The 15,146-nt window shown below is 72.0% G+C and carries 23 protein-coding genes and 1 pseudogene; 3 read left to right on the forward strand and 21 right to left on the reverse strand.

Features of this window, described 5'->3' with window-relative positions; translation table 11 throughout:
• Nucleotides 1-51 precede the first annotated feature (51 nt).
• From G3I42_RS16820 to G3I42_RS16910, 19 genes are all read right to left on the reverse strand, one after another.
• Nucleotides 52-240, reverse strand: coding sequence for a hypothetical protein (locus G3I42_RS16820; RefSeq protein ID WP_164286806.1), 189 nt, complete (start codon nucleotides 238-240; stop codon nucleotides 52-54).
• On the reverse strand, nucleotides 237-479 hold the full coding sequence (locus tag G3I42_RS16825; protein ID WP_164286808.1) for a hypothetical protein: 243 nt from the start codon (nucleotides 477-479) through the stop codon (nucleotides 237-239). The genes G3I42_RS16820 and G3I42_RS16825 overlap by 4 nt, the downstream gene beginning before the upstream one ends.
• On the reverse strand, nucleotides 479-916 hold the full coding sequence (locus G3I42_RS16830) for a hypothetical protein (protein ID WP_164286810.1): 438 nt from the start codon (nucleotides 914-916) through the stop codon (nucleotides 479-481). Before G3I42_RS16830 ends, G3I42_RS16825 begins: the two co-directional genes overlap by 1 nt.
• Before the next feature lie 66 nt (nucleotides 917-982).
• Entirely contained in the window at nucleotides 983-1,660 is a 678-nt protein-coding gene (locus G3I42_RS16835) for a TerD family protein (protein ID WP_164286812.1), read from the reverse strand.
• Nucleotides 1,661-1,673: 13 nt separating this feature from the next.
• The gene (locus G3I42_RS16840; RefSeq protein ID WP_164286813.1) at nucleotides 1,674-1,862 is read right to left on the reverse strand and encodes a hypothetical protein; all 189 of its coding nucleotides are present in this window, start codon (nucleotides 1,860-1,862) and stop codon (nucleotides 1,674-1,676) included.
• Nucleotides 1,859-2,422 carry a hypothetical protein gene (locus G3I42_RS16845; RefSeq protein ID WP_164286815.1) on the reverse strand — a complete coding sequence of 188 codons (564 nt, stop codon included), beginning with the start codon at nucleotides 2,420-2,422 and terminating at the stop codon, nucleotides 1,859-1,861. Before G3I42_RS16845 ends, G3I42_RS16840 begins: the two co-directional genes overlap by 4 nt.
• The gene (locus G3I42_RS16850) at nucleotides 2,419-2,979 is read right to left on the reverse strand and encodes a hypothetical protein (RefSeq protein ID WP_164286816.1); all 561 of its coding nucleotides are present in this window, start codon (nucleotides 2,977-2,979) and stop codon (nucleotides 2,419-2,421) included. Before G3I42_RS16850 ends, G3I42_RS16845 begins: the two co-directional genes overlap by 4 nt.
• Entirely contained in the window at nucleotides 2,976-3,371 is a 396-nt protein-coding gene (locus tag G3I42_RS16855; RefSeq protein WP_164286818.1) for a DUF6205 family protein, read from the reverse strand. The genes G3I42_RS16850 and G3I42_RS16855 overlap by 4 nt, the downstream gene beginning before the upstream one ends.
• A 1-nt stretch (nucleotide 3,372) precedes the next feature.
• Nucleotides 3,373-3,675, reverse strand: coding sequence for a YjbH domain-containing protein (locus G3I42_RS16860; RefSeq protein WP_164286820.1), 303 nt, complete (start codon nucleotides 3,673-3,675; stop codon nucleotides 3,373-3,375).
• Entirely contained in the window at nucleotides 3,675-4,409 is a 735-nt protein-coding gene (locus tag G3I42_RS16865; RefSeq protein WP_164286822.1) for an exonuclease domain-containing protein, read from the reverse strand. Before G3I42_RS16865 ends, G3I42_RS16860 begins: the two co-directional genes overlap by 1 nt.
• Nucleotides 4,406-5,548, reverse strand: coding sequence for a hypothetical protein (locus G3I42_RS16870; protein ID WP_164286824.1), 1,143 nt, complete (start codon nucleotides 5,546-5,548; stop codon nucleotides 4,406-4,408). Before G3I42_RS16870 ends, G3I42_RS16865 begins: the two co-directional genes overlap by 4 nt.
• Complete coding sequence (locus G3I42_RS16875; RefSeq protein WP_203606915.1) at nucleotides 5,548-6,513, reverse strand: hypothetical protein; 966 nt, start codon at nucleotides 6,511-6,513, stop codon at nucleotides 5,548-5,550. Before G3I42_RS16875 ends, G3I42_RS16870 begins: the two co-directional genes overlap by 1 nt.
• A complete protein-coding gene (locus G3I42_RS16880; protein WP_164286826.1) occupies nucleotides 6,513-6,884 on the reverse strand; it encodes a hypothetical protein in 372 nt (123 codons plus the stop codon). The genes G3I42_RS16875 and G3I42_RS16880 overlap by 1 nt, the downstream gene beginning before the upstream one ends.
• The gene (locus G3I42_RS16885) at nucleotides 6,881-7,132 is read right to left on the reverse strand and encodes a hypothetical protein (RefSeq protein ID WP_164286828.1); all 252 of its coding nucleotides are present in this window, start codon (nucleotides 7,130-7,132) and stop codon (nucleotides 6,881-6,883) included. Before G3I42_RS16885 ends, G3I42_RS16880 begins: the two co-directional genes overlap by 4 nt.
• Entirely contained in the window at nucleotides 7,129-7,491 is a 363-nt protein-coding gene (locus G3I42_RS16890; RefSeq protein WP_164286830.1) for a hypothetical protein, read from the reverse strand. The genes G3I42_RS16885 and G3I42_RS16890 overlap by 4 nt, the downstream gene beginning before the upstream one ends.
• Before the next feature lie 124 nt (nucleotides 7,492-7,615).
• The gene (locus G3I42_RS16895; RefSeq protein WP_164286831.1) at nucleotides 7,616-8,011 is read right to left on the reverse strand and encodes a hypothetical protein; all 396 of its coding nucleotides are present in this window, start codon (nucleotides 8,009-8,011) and stop codon (nucleotides 7,616-7,618) included.
• Nucleotides 8,011-8,622: a hypothetical protein gene (locus G3I42_RS16900; protein WP_164286833.1), complete on the reverse strand. Its 612-nt coding sequence runs from the start codon at nucleotides 8,620-8,622 to the stop codon at nucleotides 8,011-8,013. The genes G3I42_RS16895 and G3I42_RS16900 overlap by 1 nt, the downstream gene beginning before the upstream one ends.
• Nucleotides 8,623-8,710: 88 nt before the next feature.
• Nucleotides 8,711-8,914, reverse strand: a complete 204-nt coding sequence (locus G3I42_RS16905; protein ID WP_164286835.1) for a hypothetical protein — start codon at nucleotides 8,912-8,914, stop codon at nucleotides 8,711-8,713.
• On the reverse strand, nucleotides 8,911-9,183 hold the full coding sequence (locus G3I42_RS16910; protein ID WP_106429387.1) for a helix-turn-helix transcriptional regulator: 273 nt from the start codon (nucleotides 9,181-9,183) through the stop codon (nucleotides 8,911-8,913). Before G3I42_RS16910 ends, G3I42_RS16905 begins: the two co-directional genes overlap by 4 nt.
• Nucleotides 9,184-9,488: 305 nt before the next feature.
• On the opposite strand from G3I42_RS16910, the gene G3I42_RS16915 reads away from it, so the two are divergent.
• Nucleotides 9,489-9,878: a helix-turn-helix transcriptional regulator gene (locus G3I42_RS16915; RefSeq protein ID WP_164286837.1), complete on the forward strand. Its 390-nt coding sequence runs from the start codon at nucleotides 9,489-9,491 to the stop codon at nucleotides 9,876-9,878.
• A 315-nt stretch (nucleotides 9,879-10,193) separates the two neighbouring features.
• On the opposite strand, the gene G3I42_RS16920 is transcribed toward G3I42_RS16915, so the two are convergent.
• Nucleotides 10,194-11,792 (reverse strand): recombinase family protein, encoded by a 1,599-nt coding sequence (locus G3I42_RS16920; protein WP_164286840.1) that lies wholly within the window; start codon nucleotides 11,790-11,792, stop codon nucleotides 10,194-10,196.
• 41 nt (nucleotides 11,793-11,833) lie between these two features.
• Here G3I42_RS16920 and G3I42_RS16925 point away from each other — a divergent pair.
• Nucleotides 11,834-12,316: pseudogene (locus G3I42_RS16925) on the forward strand (M15 family metallopeptidase); the annotation flags it as partial.
• Nucleotides 12,317-12,392: 76 nt separating this feature from the next.
• On the forward strand, nucleotides 12,393-12,953 hold the full coding sequence (locus tag G3I42_RS16930; RefSeq protein WP_164286844.1) for an NUDIX domain-containing protein: 561 nt from the start codon (nucleotides 12,393-12,395) through the stop codon (nucleotides 12,951-12,953).
• Nucleotides 12,954-13,071: 118 nt separating this feature from the next.
• Here the strand turns inward: G3I42_RS16930 and G3I42_RS16935 are convergent.
• A partial coding sequence (locus G3I42_RS16935) for a TIM-barrel domain-containing protein (RefSeq protein ID WP_239096504.1) occupies nucleotides 13,072-15,146 on the reverse strand: 2,075 nt, incomplete at its 5' end.

Raw genomic sequence — 15,146 nt, forward strand, 5'->3', positions numbered from 1 at the left:
GGAGGAGGGCGCGGCCTGAACGGGCCGCGCCCGGGACGGGAAGAGGTTCGATCAGCCGGGACGGTGACGGCCGCGCGGGCGGAGTTCCACGCCGGCCTCCAGAAGGAGGCGGCGGGCGAGCCCGAAGCTGACGCCGAGCTGCTGGGCGACGGTGCGGAGCCCGAGACCGTCGCGTACGTAGAGGTCGGTGGCGCGCTTGTGTGCGGCGGCGCGCTCGGCGCCGACGAACCGAAAGTTCACAGGGGCCTCCAGGAGACGGTGCCCTCTTCGACGTGGCCGGTGGCGCGGCTGGTGCCGGTGGGCAAGCCTTCGTTGTAGTCGGCGTGGTAGTTGGTCCAGAAGGTGACGCGGGCGCGCGCGGCGCCCGGACTGTCGTACGGGCCTTCGCAGCCCTGGCGCGTGGTGCCGTCGCGGTCGGTGATGGTGACGACCGCGCGGTACACCTTCGCGTCGGCGCTCATGGCGATGCTGCGGGCCATCAGCGCACGAACTCGGCGCGGCGGCGGTCCTCGACGGCGCGCTGGTGAGCGCGGAACTCGTTCTCGTCCGGGTGCGCGGCGAAAGCGTCGTGGACGACGGAGGCGGCGCCCTGCGGGCCGCTGCCGACCTCGTCGAGCGTGCCGTCCATGCGGCGGCGCCGGTACATCGCGCGGCGCGCCTCCTGGAGCGCGGCTTCGTCGGCGGCGTCGGGCGCGACCTCGCAGCCGGTGACGCGAACCTTCACCTGCGGAGCTTTGTCCTCGGTGTCGGCATGCCCGGTGTAGGTGACGGAGGTCAGCTCGACGATCGCGACGACCGTGGAGCCGGGGGACTCGAAGAGCTGGCGGCGCTGGGCGCGGGTCAGGCTCGCCTCGATGAGCCCGGCGGAGGCGTCGAGCTTGACCTCGGGGGAGTCGGCGGCGGTGAGGGTAGGCATGGTGTGGGGGCCCTTTCCGGGGTGGAGTGGTGGGGCCGCTGCTGCACAACAGCGGCCCCCGGGTGGCTACTTGAATTCGATCGGGCCCGCGTTCATGCGGATACGGCCGTCGCTGAGGAGGACGGGCCGGGACTCGGCGTGCGCCGCGCCGTACTTCTCGACCTGGCGGATCTCGACGGCGGGGCCGGTGAAGTCGATCAAGGCGATCGCAGCCCAGTAGGAGAATGCGCTGCGCTTGTAGAGGGGGACGTGGACGGTCTGGGCCTCGTGGTCGGTGAGGGTGACGCGCGCCCCGTACGACCGGAAGGACCCGATGCCGTTGCTGACGGCGCTGTACGCGCAGACCAGGGCGTAGCCCTGCTGGTCGAGGTGGCCGATAGTGACGGACTCGCGGCCTGGGGTGCGGCTGTCTCCGTGGTGCCGGACGTACGGCGGGGCGTCGAGGGAGCCGAGCTGCCGGTAGTAGACCGCGGTCGCCTCGCTCGGCGGCGTGCCGAAGGGGACGACGGCGTCGCGGGGGATGGCCAGGACGTACAGCTCCAGGTCGGCGCCGCGAGCGCGGCGGTCCCCGTTCCCGCCGTCCCAGTCCAGGTGCACGTCGACGGTGCGCCCGGCGTCCTTGCGGAGGCTGATGCCCGTGGAGCCGCCCTTGGAGAGGGTGACCGTCCCCGAGGGCGTGGGGTCGGCGGCCGGCTGCTGCGGGGATGCGCCGAAGAGGCGGGAGAGGAAAGAGGAAAGAGGCACGACGGGGGTTCCTTCAGGTCGTGGGGGTGAGGCCGAGCATCGCGAGGAGCTGCCTGGCGTCCTGCGGGCTGTGGGCGCGGTCAGCGACGTGGAGCGCGGCGGCGCGCCGCACGTTCTCGGGGGTGTCACGCGCGTACGTGTAGACGGAGAGCGGGCCCCGGCGCCCCTCGCGTGGGCGCGGGGCGGGGACGGGGGCGCTCACGCGGCCTGCGCGGGGACGATCCCGCTGGTGTCCCGGGGAGGGAGGGTGGGCCAGTGCACCAGCGAGAGGGCGCGCGCGTGCCAGCCTTCGACGGGAGCGGGCGGCGTGACGTAGTGGTGCTCGGCCATGGCCCACAGCGCGACGGCCGACGACATCACGTACCGCGCGGGGCCCTCAGGCTCCATCCGGTACCGCTCGCGTACGGCGGAGCGGATCTCGCCGCGCGCGGCGTGAGAACGGCCGGCCGCGTACCGGGCGACGGCGGCGGCGGGCACCACCGCGCACGGGATGCCACGCCTCCACAGCTCCTGCTGGATCATGATGCGCAGCCCCGCGACTTCCTCGTCCCAGTGGCCCGTGCGGGTGTCCGGCCCTTCCAGGGCGACCAGGTCCGCGCGGCGCACGTAGCTCATGGTCTGCGCGAGGAGGTAGGAGAGACGGTGCTGGCCCGTGACCTTCTTCGCCTGGGCGTACGCCGTCCACCCCTCCCCGGCGTAGCCGGTGGCGGACAGGCGCGGGCAGACGCCGATGATCAGCGGCCTGGGGGCGGTCATGGTCATGCTGCGATTCCCTTCACGTCGAGGTCAGGCCACTGCTCGCCGGGAGCGAGGCCGCGGATGATGAGGGCGAGCTGTGCGCCCTTCACGGGCGTGCCGAGACGCATGTCGGGGCCGACGAGGCGGGTGTGGTCGTCGTCGTCCAGGAGCCCGGCGTCCACCAGGCCGTCGATGACTGCCTTGAAGCTGGGGTACCAGTTCGCGGGGTCGGCGCGGCGGCGGGTCGCGGGCCGCAGGATGCCGAGGACGTGAGCGCGCTCGAAGAGCGGTCCGGGCCTGGCGGCGGCGAGGGCGTCGAGGAGCGACGGGCACTCCTGCACGGCCTCCGTTGCCGCCTCGCGCAGGCGCTTCGTCAGCCGGCGCTTGTCGTGGTGGTGCGTGCGCTGGTTGGAGTTGAGGAGGGGGAGCCCGGCGGGCAGGGTGATCACGTACCGGGTTGGGTGTACGGCGCGGTCGAGCGCAGCGGCGATCTCGTCGGCCGTGGGCAGGCCGGCGGGGGCCGCCGCCCCGGGCTCGGAGCCCAAGGCGGCGGACGCGGCGTGGAAGAGGGGAGTGCTCACGCGTCGGTCTCTTCCTCGTCGGGCCACGCGATCCGGGGCCGGACCGCTACGGCGCGGCCGTCCTTGATGACCACCCGCCACAGGTCGCCTGCCTCTTCGCCCTCGCAGCTCAGGTAGCCGGTGAAGGTGTGGCCGGGGTGTGCGTCGATGGCCGCCTGGACGTCCTTGACGAGCGTGTAGGCGCGGTACTCGTCGATGGGGCGGAGGGCCAGGCCGTGCGCGGTGCGGCGCAGGATGGGCCCTTCCTCGCTCTGCACGGTCTTCTCGCGGACAAGGAGTACGAGGTCATGCCGATGCGGCTCGCCCGGCGCGTACTCGCTCGCGCGGATCTCCCGCCACCTCAGCGGCGGCGTGATGTGCAGCTCGCCCGTCACGCGGGTGATGTATCCCATATCAACTGTCCTTCCAGGTCAAAAAATTGATGTGGCTCTGAGGGGGCGTGGCCGCGTGTAGCTCCGCCACCAGGTCCTTCATCTGCTCGTGCCGCGTACGGGCCTCCGCCTCCAGCGCGGCGACGTCGCCGTCGCGCTCCGCGAGCCGCGCGCGCAGCCCGGCGTTCTCCTCGATGAGCCGGTCGCGCTCCGCGACCGCCCACCGGTAGAGGTCCGCGAGCGACGGCCCGGGGACGAGGTCTTCGCTCGGGGTGACGCCGGTGATCCAGCGCCACCACGAACGCTCCGGCGCGCTCCCCGCCATCACGCGCCCCCGCCGTCGCGCGGAGCGGGGATCAGCGGCCACTCCGGGCGGACACCAGCCGCCTTGACGGTCTCCCCGCGCTCACGGAAGTGGGCCGCGAGCGACACCGCCTGCGACTCGGCCCACTCGATCTGCGCGTCATGCAGCTCGTCCAGGGACATCGCGGCCAGGCGCGGCAGGGAGTGCCCGAGCCGCCACACGATCCGCGCGGCGGCCACGGCATCGGCCATCGCGTCATGCGCGCCGTCGAGCGGCACGCGGTAGTGCTCTGCGAGCGCGGTCAGCGTCCGCTTCCCGCGCCGGTAGCGGTCGACCTGCCTGTCCAGGACGAGCGGGTCCAGGACGGGCCGCACGGTGCCGCCGAGGCGGTCGGCGAGCGTGGGCCGCTCGTGGCGGCGGCACTCGCGGTCGAGGAGGGTGAGGTCGTAGCGCGCGTTCATCGCGACGACCGGGGCCCCGACGAGGAGACAGGAGTGGAGCAGGGCCGTGATCTCCTCCACGACCTCCACGGCCGGCCTGCCCTCGGCGCGGGCACGGTCGGTGGTGATGCCGTGCACGGCGGCGGCCTCGTCGGGGATCTCGACGCCGGGGTCCGCGAGCCACGAACGGGTCTCGGGGAGGGCGCCGCCCCCGACCTGGGCGACGCACGCGGTGACGATGCGAGCAGTCTCGACATCGACGCCGGTGGTCTCCAGGTCGAAGGCGGCAAGCCGCCCGGTGTGCCAGGCCGTCACCGGCCCTGCTTCCGGACGTGGGTGAGGAAGGCCCGCAGCTCGGCGACCGTGGCCGCGCCCGGGGCGCGGCCGTGCTCCGAGACGAACCGCTGCTCCACCTTGGTGGTGGTCCAGCCCAGCGGCCCGGCGGCGGCGATGATCTGGAACCACACGCCGTCGCGCTCGTCGTCGTCCTCGACGATCTCCGCCTCGGTGATCTCCTCGGCGGGCGCCTCGTCCTCGAACTCGGGGGCGGGCTCTTCACCCGGCGGCGAGGGCTCCTCCCCGGCGGTGTCCTGCGCCTCGGTCGCGGCGAGCGCGGAGCCCCGCGCGCTGAGCAGCTTCTCCAGGTCGGGGTCCATGTGCCCGGCGCGGACCGCCTGGCGCCACAGCTCGCCCACCTCGGCGCTGGTGGTGGCGACGGAGGCGAGCGCGGCGTAGTCCGGGCGCCCGCTGGCGATTGCAACGCGCTCCGGCCCGGCCGGGACCGCTCCGGCGCCGAGCGTGACCTGCCCGGTCATCAGCGCGATCGGGGTCACGGTGACGTCCAGCGTGGGCACCATGAACCGCGCGGGCCCCTCCTCGCGCATCACCATGCGCTCTTCCATGCCGAGCCAGCCGTCCACGTACCCGCCGGTCTTGGACAGCAGCTCGGCGGCGGGCGGGAGGGTGATCCCGGCGTAGAACCCCTTGCTGACGAGGAGCCACTGCCCGAGCGCCGGTACGTCGCGCAACATCACGTTCACACGGGTCGTGATCTTGCACTCGCGGTCTTCGGGGTCGCACAGGCACTTGCGGTCGCGCTTGTGCTCCGTCACGCCGTCGCACCTTCGCTGGCACTTCGACCCGGACCACAGCTCGTACCACTGCGACACGGCGTCGCGCGGCGGGATGAGCACGGGCAGCCGGTCGGCCTTCGAGTACACCTCGTACTCGCTCGGCCCGCCGTTCGCGGGCGTCCACGGCTGGACCTCACCGCCGTACAGGTCGGCGACATCGGCCAGGATCTCCCGCGAGGGGGAGGTGAAGCGGAAGCGGTTCAGCTTCGCGGGGCGCGTGAGCGGCTTCCCGTCGCGGCGAGTGCGGCCCGTCTGGACGACGTGGCCGATACGGATCTCGCCGAGCTGCCGGACACGCTGCTGAAGGTCAAGGATCGGCATCAGACTGCCACCTCTTCGTGAGTGGGGACGGTGTCGCGTACGGGCGGTGCGGGCAGGGTGAGGGCGTCGCCGATGACGTGCTTGGACAGGCCGGACGCCCAGTCAGCGGCCTGCTGCATCACGCGGAAAGCCGCGTACACCTCGTCACCGATGGCAACCGGGATGAGCCGGTAGCCCTCGGGGCGCAGGTGAAGTGCGACCCCGTACGGGGCGACGCGCGGCATCGGGACGGTCGCCCCGTCGCGCAGCCACGCGATCGTGGCGCGGCGGTACGCGCCCATCTGGAGCGACGCCTCCGGGTAGACGCCCTTGATGCCCAGCTCGCCACCGGTCTTCGTGTCCCCGGCGAGGACCGCGTCGGGCGCGATCTCAACGCCGTAGCGGGCGGAGAGGGCGGCGGCGATCTTCGGGGAGCGCAGGAGGTAGTCGAGCGTGCCCGCCCACCCGTCCTCCGGGTTGCCGACGACCATCTCGGACGCCTCGAACTGCACGTCCCACTCGTCGACAAACTGCAAGAAGTTCGTCAGGAACGGCGCCAGGTCGTCGTCTTCCAGCAGCTCTTCGGGTACGGGCGCGCCGAGCACGTGCGCCTCCACGAGCTTGTGCACGGCCGACCCGGCGTCCGCGCGCTCGTCCTTCTTCCGGACGTGGGCGCGGCGCAGCCAGTCGTACGCCTCCGCGCGCGTCTCCTCGCGCAGAGAGCTGGAGACGAGGTACGGAAGCCGGTCGAGCGCCAGCTCGGCGGTCAGGTTGGCGGCCCAGAAGGTGAGGGCGTCGCCCTTCGCGCAGCCCTTCTCCAGGATCGTGGTGACGCGCCGGTACTTCTCGCCGGTCACCGGGTCGCGGTACCAGCCCTGGGACGGCTTCGGGATACGGTCCGCGCCCGTGGGCGCGGGGGCGGCGGCCTTGCGGCGCCGCCCGGCGGCCGGGGCCGTGGCCCCGGCGCGCTGGGTGGTGGTGGTCATCAGGCGTCGGCCTCCGGGTCGTACGCGGCCTCGGCGGTCAGGGTGGTGACGACGTAGCCGGTCGGGCGCTCGCCTACGGCGAACGCGGCCGCGAGCTCGGCGGTGCCGTCTTCCTCGTCCTCGATCCAGGCGAAAGTGAGGCCGGGCACGTTGGCGTCGAAGGCGTCCTCGCAGTGGGCGCGGGCGGCCTCGGCGGTCGTGTAGAGGCCCATGACGATCGCCTCGTGCGCGGCGCGGTACACGGTGAACGGGCCGGTGCGGGCCTCGGCGGCGAAGGCGTCGAGGAGGGCAGACGCTCGCTCGGAGGTATCCGGCGAGTGCTGCTGTCCGACCATGATGGCGCTGTACAGCGCGGCTCGGGCCGTGGTCACAGCGCACCGTCCTTCTGCGGCTTGACGCCCGCTGCGTCGTACCAGGCGGTGAACTCCTGGCTGCTCATGCCGGGCTCGCTCCCTTCGACGGCGGCCTGCATGGCGGTCGCGGCGGCCTGGGCGAGGGTGGCGTGCACCTGCGCGGCGGCGATGTTCTCGGGCCGGATGTAGGCGACGCCGTCCGGTCCCTCGTGGCGCGCGTCGGCGAGGAGTCGTTCGGCCTCGCGGTAGTGCTCGGGTCCGGTCATCGTGAACTCTCCGTACGGGTGTAGTGCCTGCGGTTGGGGGCCTCGTGGAGCGTGAGATGCCCGGCCCGGGAAAGGGCGGCGAAGTCGGCGCGGATGGTGGCGCGCAGAAGGCCGGGGAGCCCAAGACGGCTGTACTCGCGGGCGGCGCGGCGCGGCGTCCACTCGCCGCCCTTGTTGCGGATCGTGGTGAGGAGCAGCGCGCGGCGCTCGGCCGTGGACGGCTCTTCACCGAGACCGGGCGGGGTGCAGAGCATCCCGGCGCGGTCGAGCGCGACCGCGATCCCGAAGGGAGTGCGCCCGGTCTTCATCGCTTCGTGGATCACGGCGGCTGCCGCGTCCTTGGCGAAGCTGGTACTCATCGGTCGTCCCCCTTCCGGGCGGCAGGCAGTGCGGTGATGAGGGCGCGACGGATGCGGGCGCCGGCCGGGTGCCGCAGACGCGCGCAGTGCGAGCACGTACGCGGGTCGTGCTGGGGGGCGTCGCTCATGCCGCCACCCCGCTCTCCGCCTGTGCGGCCGGGATGGGACGGGGCGTCAGTACTTCGATCTGAGCGAGACGGTCGATCAGGCCGTGCACGGCCTTGCCGGACAGCGGCAGGGAGCCGTCGTCCGCGACCTCCGCGATCAGGTGGTCGAGTCGGTCGTCCAGCTCGTGCTGGGCGTGCGAGTCCTTGCCTTCGCGCGTCGCCTGGGCGTCGAGCGCGGCCAGGTCGGTCAGCTCTTCGACGAAGCCCTCGGGGTCCTCGGCGGCCACCTGCGCGAGGCCGCGCAGCACGACGTTGAGGTAGTGGCTGACGTCGAGCTTGGCGCCGACCGGGGTCTGACGCACGTAGATGCGGAACGGCCCGGTGACGGCGGCGGTGTTCGTGGGGGTCTTCATCAGGCGGCCCTCCCCGTGGCGAGGCTGTCGCTCTGGCCGGTGAAGCGGACGACGACGGGGCCGACGCGGCCGACCCCGGTGACGAGCGGCCCGTCTTCGGTGTCCTCGCTCACGGACAGGGTCTGGTACCACCAGTCCCATGCCTCGTCGCTCAGGGGGTGCGCGATGACGGCGAGTTCGGTCGGGCTGACGATCTCGGTCGAGACGAGTCCGCGCGCCTGCCACGGCCCGCGCAGCAGTGCGTCGACCCGTGCGGCAGGGGAAGCCGCGGTCGCGATCCGCACCTCTTCGACGATGTCGTGCACGGCCTGCGCGCAGACCGGCACGGACACCCGCACGGGGATCTCGGCGCCGTCGGTGCGCGGGACGCTGGTGGTGAGCGTCCACAGCTCGACGCCCGCGTCGCTCGCGGTCGTGGCGATGAGGCCGCCCCGCTCGTGGAGCCAGGGGAGCAGGTCCTCGGCGGTGGCGACGGTCACGTAGACGCTGTCGTGCGTCACGGTGACTCCGGCGGTGGGCAGGTCGAAGGTCTCCTTCGCATGCTCGAATGCGCTCTCGATCTGCCGCCGGGCGGCGTACCGGCCGGCGAAGTCGTGGCTAATCTGGGTCACGACGCTTCCTCTTCTTCCATGTCAGTGGGGTGGGTGGCGTCAAGGGGCTGTCGCGGACCGGCCAGGGTCCAGGCAGCCCCGTTTCATGTCAGGCGGCGTCCGGAAGGTCGACGGGCGCGGGCCGCTTGCGGCGGATCGGGCGGGCCGGGGCCTGGAGCGGTGTCGGCGCGAGGATGCGGCGGAGCGCGATGATCACTTCCTCGGGCGGGGCCGGGGCGGCGTCGACGCGCGCGGCGATCTCCTCCACCACGGCATCCCCGAGAAGCGCGCGGCGACGCTCGGCCGGGGTCACGCGGCGATCCGCGCGACCGAGGTGGACACGGATTCCTCGGACACGGACCGGCCCAGCGGCTCCCAGAGGACCAATTCGTCGACGCCGAGTCGCCGTGCGATCGCGACCGCGACGGTGCGCGATGCGGTGGAGCGCTCGCCGGTCCGCAGGAAACCGATCGCGGCCGGGTGGACGCCCGCTTCGCGCGCCAGCTCGCGGACGCTGATCTCGCGTCCGGTGCCGGTACGGGACATCAGGCGCCGCAGCAACTCCGGGTCTACCAGGCGCATTCGGGTGGGGGGTGTGAGAGAGGGCACAGGTCACCTCTTTCTGCTCGTGAGGCCAGGATCACGAGAGAAAAATACACGTACGTAGACGTGACGTCTACGTACATAGAGATTTCGTGCGCTCTGTGTCGCTGTCCGTTCGCTGCGTGCTCACGCTGGCTGTCGAATCGGGCAGACACGGCCGATATCGACCTTCGTAGACACTGGGGCGGCAGTGCAGGCAGACTCGGCGGCTGACCAGCCCAGACGGGGGCAAGCCTCGTATGTCTCGTAGACACCACGAGACCCACACGTCACAGAGGAACCACATGGCCCAGGAGCTAGCAGATCTCGTCCGAAAGCAGCGCAAGGCGCTGAAGCTGTCCATGGAGGACGTGGCCGAGCGGGCGCTCGATCCCGAGTCTGGCACCACCGTGTCGGTCGGCTGGATCGGCAAGCTGGAGCGCGGCGAGCCAACGCGGGCGCCCAGCAAGGAGGTACTGAAGGCGCTTCAGTCCGTCCTCGGCGTACCCCTCCGCGATCTGCAAGAGGCCGCCTCGGCCCAGTACTTCGGGTATCGCGTGGAGTGGAGTACGGACTCCTCGGTGCGGGTGCTCGCCGCGAAAATCGGAGAGCTAGGGCTGACGCGGCAGGACAGGCAGGAGCTTGCAGAGATCGCCGAGATGTTCGCGCGGCGGCGAGCTCGACATCAGGACTGAAGCGTAATCATCACACTATTCCTCATCTTGAGCTGATCATTCCGCATTCATGACTCGCTGTGGCATTGTCGGGATCAACCACCTAAACGGCGCACGCGGGGGCACGGCGCCCGGGTGCGAGCGCCGAAAGAGGGGGAACCCACCGACATGCCAGAGCCCGTGCCGCCCACCGTGCACATGCAGATCGTCCCGAGCCTGCCAGGAGGCCGAGCGGCCGTGGCCGTCGAGCAAGACGGCCACTTCACCTGGCTCGTTGCCGAGGGGCACATCACCGCCCAAGCGGTGGAGGAGATGACAGCACAGCTACAGGGCCTGCTATCGCTTGGGAACTGGGTGCAGGCTTGGAGCGGAGCGGCGGACCCTGCTCGGCCCGTCGACGCCTCGCCGTCCCGGATCGCGGCGAGTGCTGGGGCGGGGCGTGAAGCCGGGCTCGCCGATGAACGTCAGCCGGATTCGCCCGGGCTCGATGCCGCGGACCCCACGACGTGACGCCTTGTGGAGGTGGACGTTCACCACGGTCCGGATGACTTCGCGCTTCTGGTCCAGCTTCAGCCACTCCCAGACCGTCTCTGGGTCGGGGGCCTCCAAGAGCTCCTTGATGGCGGTGGGGGCCTCCTCCTGACTTCCAGCGATCACGTCTCGCTCAGCGGCGATCAGCGGGAGGAGGGTCTGCTCGACGCCTGACAGTGAGACGGCCGACAGCAGTGGCTCCCCTTCCTTGGTGAACTGCTGGGACAGCTCCCGTGCCTGCGTGAGTTGCAGCTCGTAGGCCGCCAGCCGTTTCTGTGCGGCAGCGCAGCCTTCTGCAACAGCTGTCCTGTCAGGAGTAAGCGCCTTCGCGGCAGCTGGCTTGCGCAGCCAACTGAACAGCGCCTCCTCGACGTAGGCGTCGAGCCATGCCTCGGGCAGGGCGGTGTCGCGCAGCCCTGCGCACTCGTAGTACGGCACTGATCGATCGCGCTGCGGGGCCTTCTTGGCCTTCAGCAGCGCTCCGCACTCGCCGCAGCGCCCGATGCGGGAGAGGAGATGCTTCACCCTCGAATCGCGCTGCATTCGACGGGATGGGTCGCGGAGCTTGGCGACCACGCGGTGGTAAAGCTCCTCGGGCACCACGGCCTCCCACGCGGCCTTGCCGATCAGCTGCCCCTTGGAGTGCCGGATACCGATGTGGGACGGATTGATCATGACCACCCGCACTCGCGAAGCGTCCCACGCGATCCCAGACCGGTGACGAGCCGACTCACCCTGGTCTTCAAGCCAGATCGCCACCCGGTACAGAGAGACGCCGCTGTCCACCATCTCGAACATCCGAATGAGCAGAGGTCCTTGAGTAGGGTCTGGCTCCTGCCCGATCAGCTCGCCGGTGTCAGGGTCGTACCGTCGACGGTGGCCGAACGGCACTGCGCCCCGAGGGGCGCCCTGTTCCAGAGACCGGCGGGCCGTCCGGAGGTTTCGGGCCCGAATGGACTCGCCTTCATCTTCGGCTGCGACAGCGTCCTGCGCTGTGATGCGGCGGTCGTCCTTGTTGGCCATGTCGAACACCATGCCGCCGTAGCAGAGAAGCACACCGGATGCTTCGAGGGCATCGCGGAGACGCACGTACTCCGCCAGGTCCCGGTACATCCGCGAGGCGTCCGGCGCCACCAAGACGGTGGCCTGCGCAGTGGGGAGGGCCTCCAGCAAAGCTTCGAAGTCGTCACGCTCTTTGCGTCGGAAACGAGTGGCCGAGGCGCCGGCGTCCTTGAATACGCGGTCAACCGTCCAACAGAGCTTCGCGCACGTGTCGCGCCCATCGGAGACCTGGTCCTCGGTGCTGCGAGATCGGCCGAGCGGGTCACGCGACTGACGGGCGTAGAGATATGCAATCACCTGTCCTTTTGTCTCAAGGTGCAGGTATGAAGCAGGAATTGGCATGATGTGAGGCTAGCGCGGCGTTCCCGCCCTATGGTGAGTGATCGGTCGACCACTTCGTCCGCTGGGCCGAAGACCTCACGGACCAGCGCATGAAGGCGGAGTTCTACCCGCGCGTCGACAAGACCCGCCTCTTCGCCGACGGTTACATCGCGGAGAAGTCCGGCCACAGCCGCGGCTCCACCCTCGACCTCAGCTTCGTCCGCCTCCCCGCACAGCCCACCCGCCCCTACGTTCCCGGCGAAACCCTCACCTCCTGCTACGGCCCCAAGGCCGAGCGCTTCCCCGACATGGCCGTCGACACCGGCACCGGCTTCGACTGCTTCGACACCCTCGCCCACACCGACGACCCGCGGATCACCGGCGTCCAGCGCGCCCACCGCGAACTCCTCACCACCACCCTGGAACACGAGGGCTTCACCAACCTCCCCGAGGAGTGGTGGCACTTCACCCACCAGCCCGAGCAGTACCCCGACACCTACTTCGACTTCCCCGTCTCCCGCAGCTCCCTGACCTCCAGCCCCTGACCGCTCCTCACCTCCCGGCGCTCTCCTGGACCCTTCCCCTGTCACCCTCACCCCAGGGATCGGATAAAGTCCGCGCGTGTCCCGGACCCACTCCCACCCCGACGGCTCCGCCGATGCCCCGGCCCCCGCCGGTCCGCAGCCCTACTCGCACTGTTCGAGCTGCGGAGCCCCCTACGCCGAGGCCCGCTCCTGGCCCCGCACCTGTCCCGCCTGCGGAGCCACCGCCTACGGCAACCCGCTGCCGGTCGCGGTCGCCCTCCAGCCCGTCTACGACCGCGCCGGCACCGGACTCGTCGTCATCACACGCGCCATCGCACCCGCCAAGGGCACGGTGGCACTCCCCGGCGGCTTCGTCGACCACGCCGAGGACTGGCGCCACGCCGTCGTGCGCGAACTCCGCGAGGAGACCGGCATCGACGCGGAAGCGCGGGACGTCCGCCTCGCCGATGCCCTCAGCTCCCCCGACGGCCACCTCCTCCTCTTCGGCGTCCTGCCGACCCGCCCCGCCGCCGAACTCCCCAGCTCCGTCCCCACCGACGAGACCGACGGCCGCCACATCCTGCGCGAACCGGCCCGCCTCGGCTTTCCCCTCCACACCCTCGCCGTCAAAGCCTGGTTCGAGGGCCGCTACCAGTAACGCCCCGCGCGCACACCGGCCCTCTCACGCTATGCGCGCACACCGGCCCCCTCACGCCCCGCGCACACCGGCCCTTGGGCCACGCTTCCGCTCACACCGGCCCCATCCCGCCGCGCGCTCACAACGGCCCCACCGCCTCCGCAGCTCCCCTTCCCCTCACCCGCACAGGCCGCCCCGCACCTTTCACTCCGCCCGGCCCCGCGCCGGGCCCTCCGCTCCGCTCCACGACCACCTCCCCGTCGGTCCCCAGCCTGCTCGTGTACCGCTCCACGAGGGGAGGCGACCAGCCCTCACCCTCGTCTGGGATGTACAGCCCCGCCCCCGGCCCGCTCTCCGGCAGCGGCGCCCACACCTCCAGGACTGTCCCGCCCGCCTCCCGCACCGGGACCACCGCTCCCGCACGGACCAGCACCGGAACCCGGTCGAGCGGCGCCGCCAGCTCGACAGTGCTCTCGCCCTCGTACACCTCCTCCGTCACCGTGTCGTACCACTGCCCCTTCGGCAGCCGCACCCGCCTGCTCCGCGCCCCCGGCTCGCACACCGGCGCCACCAACAGCGCCTCGCCCACCAGAAAGGCGTCACCCACCCCGCGCAGCGCCCGGTCCTCCGGCGTGAACCACCACACCGGGCGCACCCATGGACCACCCCACAAGCCCGCATGCCTCGCCAGCGTCGTCCAATAGGGCCCCCACCGCTCGCGCCCGCCCGGCCCCGGCCCTTCCGCACCCTCTCCTTCAGTCCCGCCGCCCCACGGCAGCCACAGCGTCAACTGCTCCCAGCGCACCACCCACTCCGCCCCCTCTGCCAACGCCCGCTCGTCCCGCGCCCGCCCTTTCGGGCCCTGCCCCCCGGACGCCCGCACCTTCGATCCCCGCACTTTCGAACCCCGCCTCGCGGATGCCCGCGCCGCGAACGCCCCCACCTCCCCTCCACCCGAATCCCGCACACCGCCACCCACCTCCGGCACCCCCGGCCCGCAGAACGGCACCCCGCACAGTCCCAGCCCGAGCACCCGTTCCACCGTGCGCGGCAACTCCGCCCAGTCGCCCACCTCGGGGCCCGGCAAACACACCCCGCCGTACCGCTGCTGCCCCGCCCACACGCCCGCCGCCAACTGCAAGGGCCGCTCACCCGGAAAGGCCCCGCGCAATGAGTTGAACACAGCCCGGGCCCTGCACAGTTCCAGAACGCCACCCATTCCTTCGAACGAGTGAACGAAGCCGTTCCGTCCCTGACCGGCGAGACCCACGTACCGCTCACCCTCCCGCGCCCGCACCTCCGACTCCGTCCACACCGGCACCCCGGAACCCGCATCCCGGTCCGCACTCCCGCCGAACCACCGCGCCCACCCCGCGTCCCCGCCGAGCCATCGCCCCCGCCCCGCGGCCGGCTGATTCTCCGGCGCGCCGGGCCCGCCCCCGCCCCGTACCCGCACGATCTCCCGCCCACCGCCGCCGAGCGCCTCCCCGGGCGGCGGCACCGGAGCCCCCGTCAACGACGCCCAGCCGTAGGCGAGCCGCTGCGGCGAGCCGACCACCACCCAGGACCGCACCGGGCCACCGCTCATCCGCAGTTCCGCGACCCCCGCCCGGTCGTGCCCCGAACCCGCGCCCTCCCAGCCGGGCCGCAGCAGCCATTCCCCCTCCTCCTCCGCGTCGTGGAAGACGAGATGACACCCCGCGTCCGCCTGCACCACCTGCACCGGCATCCGCAGCCCGGGCCGCACCCCGCCCACCGTGTACGCGCCCTCCGCCAGGACCGCCCCGTTTCGCCCCGCGCCCAGGAACACGGCGTCGGCCGCCACCTCGGCCCGAGAGACCCAGCGCCCCCCGCCCCGCACCGCCCCCGCCGTCTCCCACCACCGTGGCGGCGACTGCCTGCGCAGCACCACACCACCAGGCGTGCGCACCTCCACGGTGCCGTCCCGCGCCACCGCCAGCCCGAGCCGCTCCGAGACGAGCCGCACCCCGCCCTCCGTGTCCGGCTCCAGCACGACCCGCTCGTCCGGCGCCACAGCCTCCGCACCCGACAAGGCGTACGACGGCATCGGCGCGGCACCGTCCCAGCCCAGGAAGAGCGCCCCACGCACCGTCACCCGCACGTACAACTCCGAACGCGCGAACCGCACCAGACCGCCACCCGGAGCGGGCTCCAGCGCCGTCAGCGCTCCCGGCACCCGCGCCCGCACCGGCG

The organism is Streptomyces sp. SID11385 (assembly GCF_010548245.1).
Taxonomy (GTDB): domain Bacteria; phylum Actinomycetota; class Actinomycetes; order Streptomycetales; family Streptomycetaceae; genus Streptomyces.

What these genes read in the sequence shown, in the direction of transcription:
- G3I42_RS16875 (WP_203606915.1), bottom strand. Translation starts at nt 6,513, where the DNA reads ATGACCACCACCACCCAGCGCGCCGGGGCCACGGCCCCGGCCGCCGGG.
- G3I42_RS16845 (WP_164286815.1), bottom strand. Translation starts at nt 2,422, where the DNA reads ATGACCATGACCGCCCCCAGGCCGCTGATCATCGGCGTCTGCCCGCGC.
- G3I42_RS16825 (WP_164286808.1), bottom strand. Translation starts at nt 479, where the DNA reads ATGGCCCGCAGCATCGCCATGAGCGCCGACGCGAAGGTGTACCGCGCG.
- G3I42_RS16895 (WP_164286831.1), bottom strand. Translation starts at nt 8,011, where the DNA reads ATGAAGACCCCCACGAACACCGCCGCCGTCACCGGGCCGTTCCGCATC.
- G3I42_RS16915 (WP_164286837.1), top strand. Translation starts at nt 9,489, where the DNA reads ATGGCCCAGGAGCTAGCAGATCTCGTCCGAAAGCAGCGCAAGGCGCTG.
- G3I42_RS16855 (WP_164286818.1), bottom strand. Translation starts at nt 3,371, where the DNA reads ATGGGATACATCACCCGCGTGACGGGCGAGCTGCACATCACGCCGCCG.
- G3I42_RS16920 (WP_164286840.1), bottom strand. Translation starts at nt 11,792, where the DNA reads ATGCCAATTCCTGCTTCATACCTGCACCTTGAGACAAAAGGACAGGTG.
- G3I42_RS16860 (WP_164286820.1), bottom strand. Translation starts at nt 3,675, where the DNA reads ATGGCGGGGAGCGCGCCGGAGCGTTCGTGGTGGCGCTGGATCACCGGC.
- G3I42_RS16870 (WP_164286824.1), bottom strand. Translation starts at nt 5,548, where the DNA reads ATGCCGATCCTTGACCTTCAGCAGCGTGTCCGGCAGCTCGGCGAGATC.
- G3I42_RS16910 (WP_106429387.1), bottom strand. Translation starts at nt 9,183, where the DNA reads ATGCGCCTGGTAGACCCGGAGTTGCTGCGGCGCCTGATGTCCCGTACC.
- G3I42_RS16885 (WP_164286828.1), bottom strand. Translation starts at nt 7,132, where the DNA reads ATGACCGGACCCGAGCACTACCGCGAGGCCGAACGACTCCTCGCCGAC.
- G3I42_RS16830 (WP_164286810.1), bottom strand. Translation starts at nt 916, where the DNA reads ATGCCTACCCTCACCGCCGCCGACTCCCCCGAGGTCAAGCTCGACGCC.
- G3I42_RS16890 (WP_164286830.1), bottom strand. Translation starts at nt 7,491, where the DNA reads ATGAGTACCAGCTTCGCCAAGGACGCGGCAGCCGCCGTGATCCACGAA.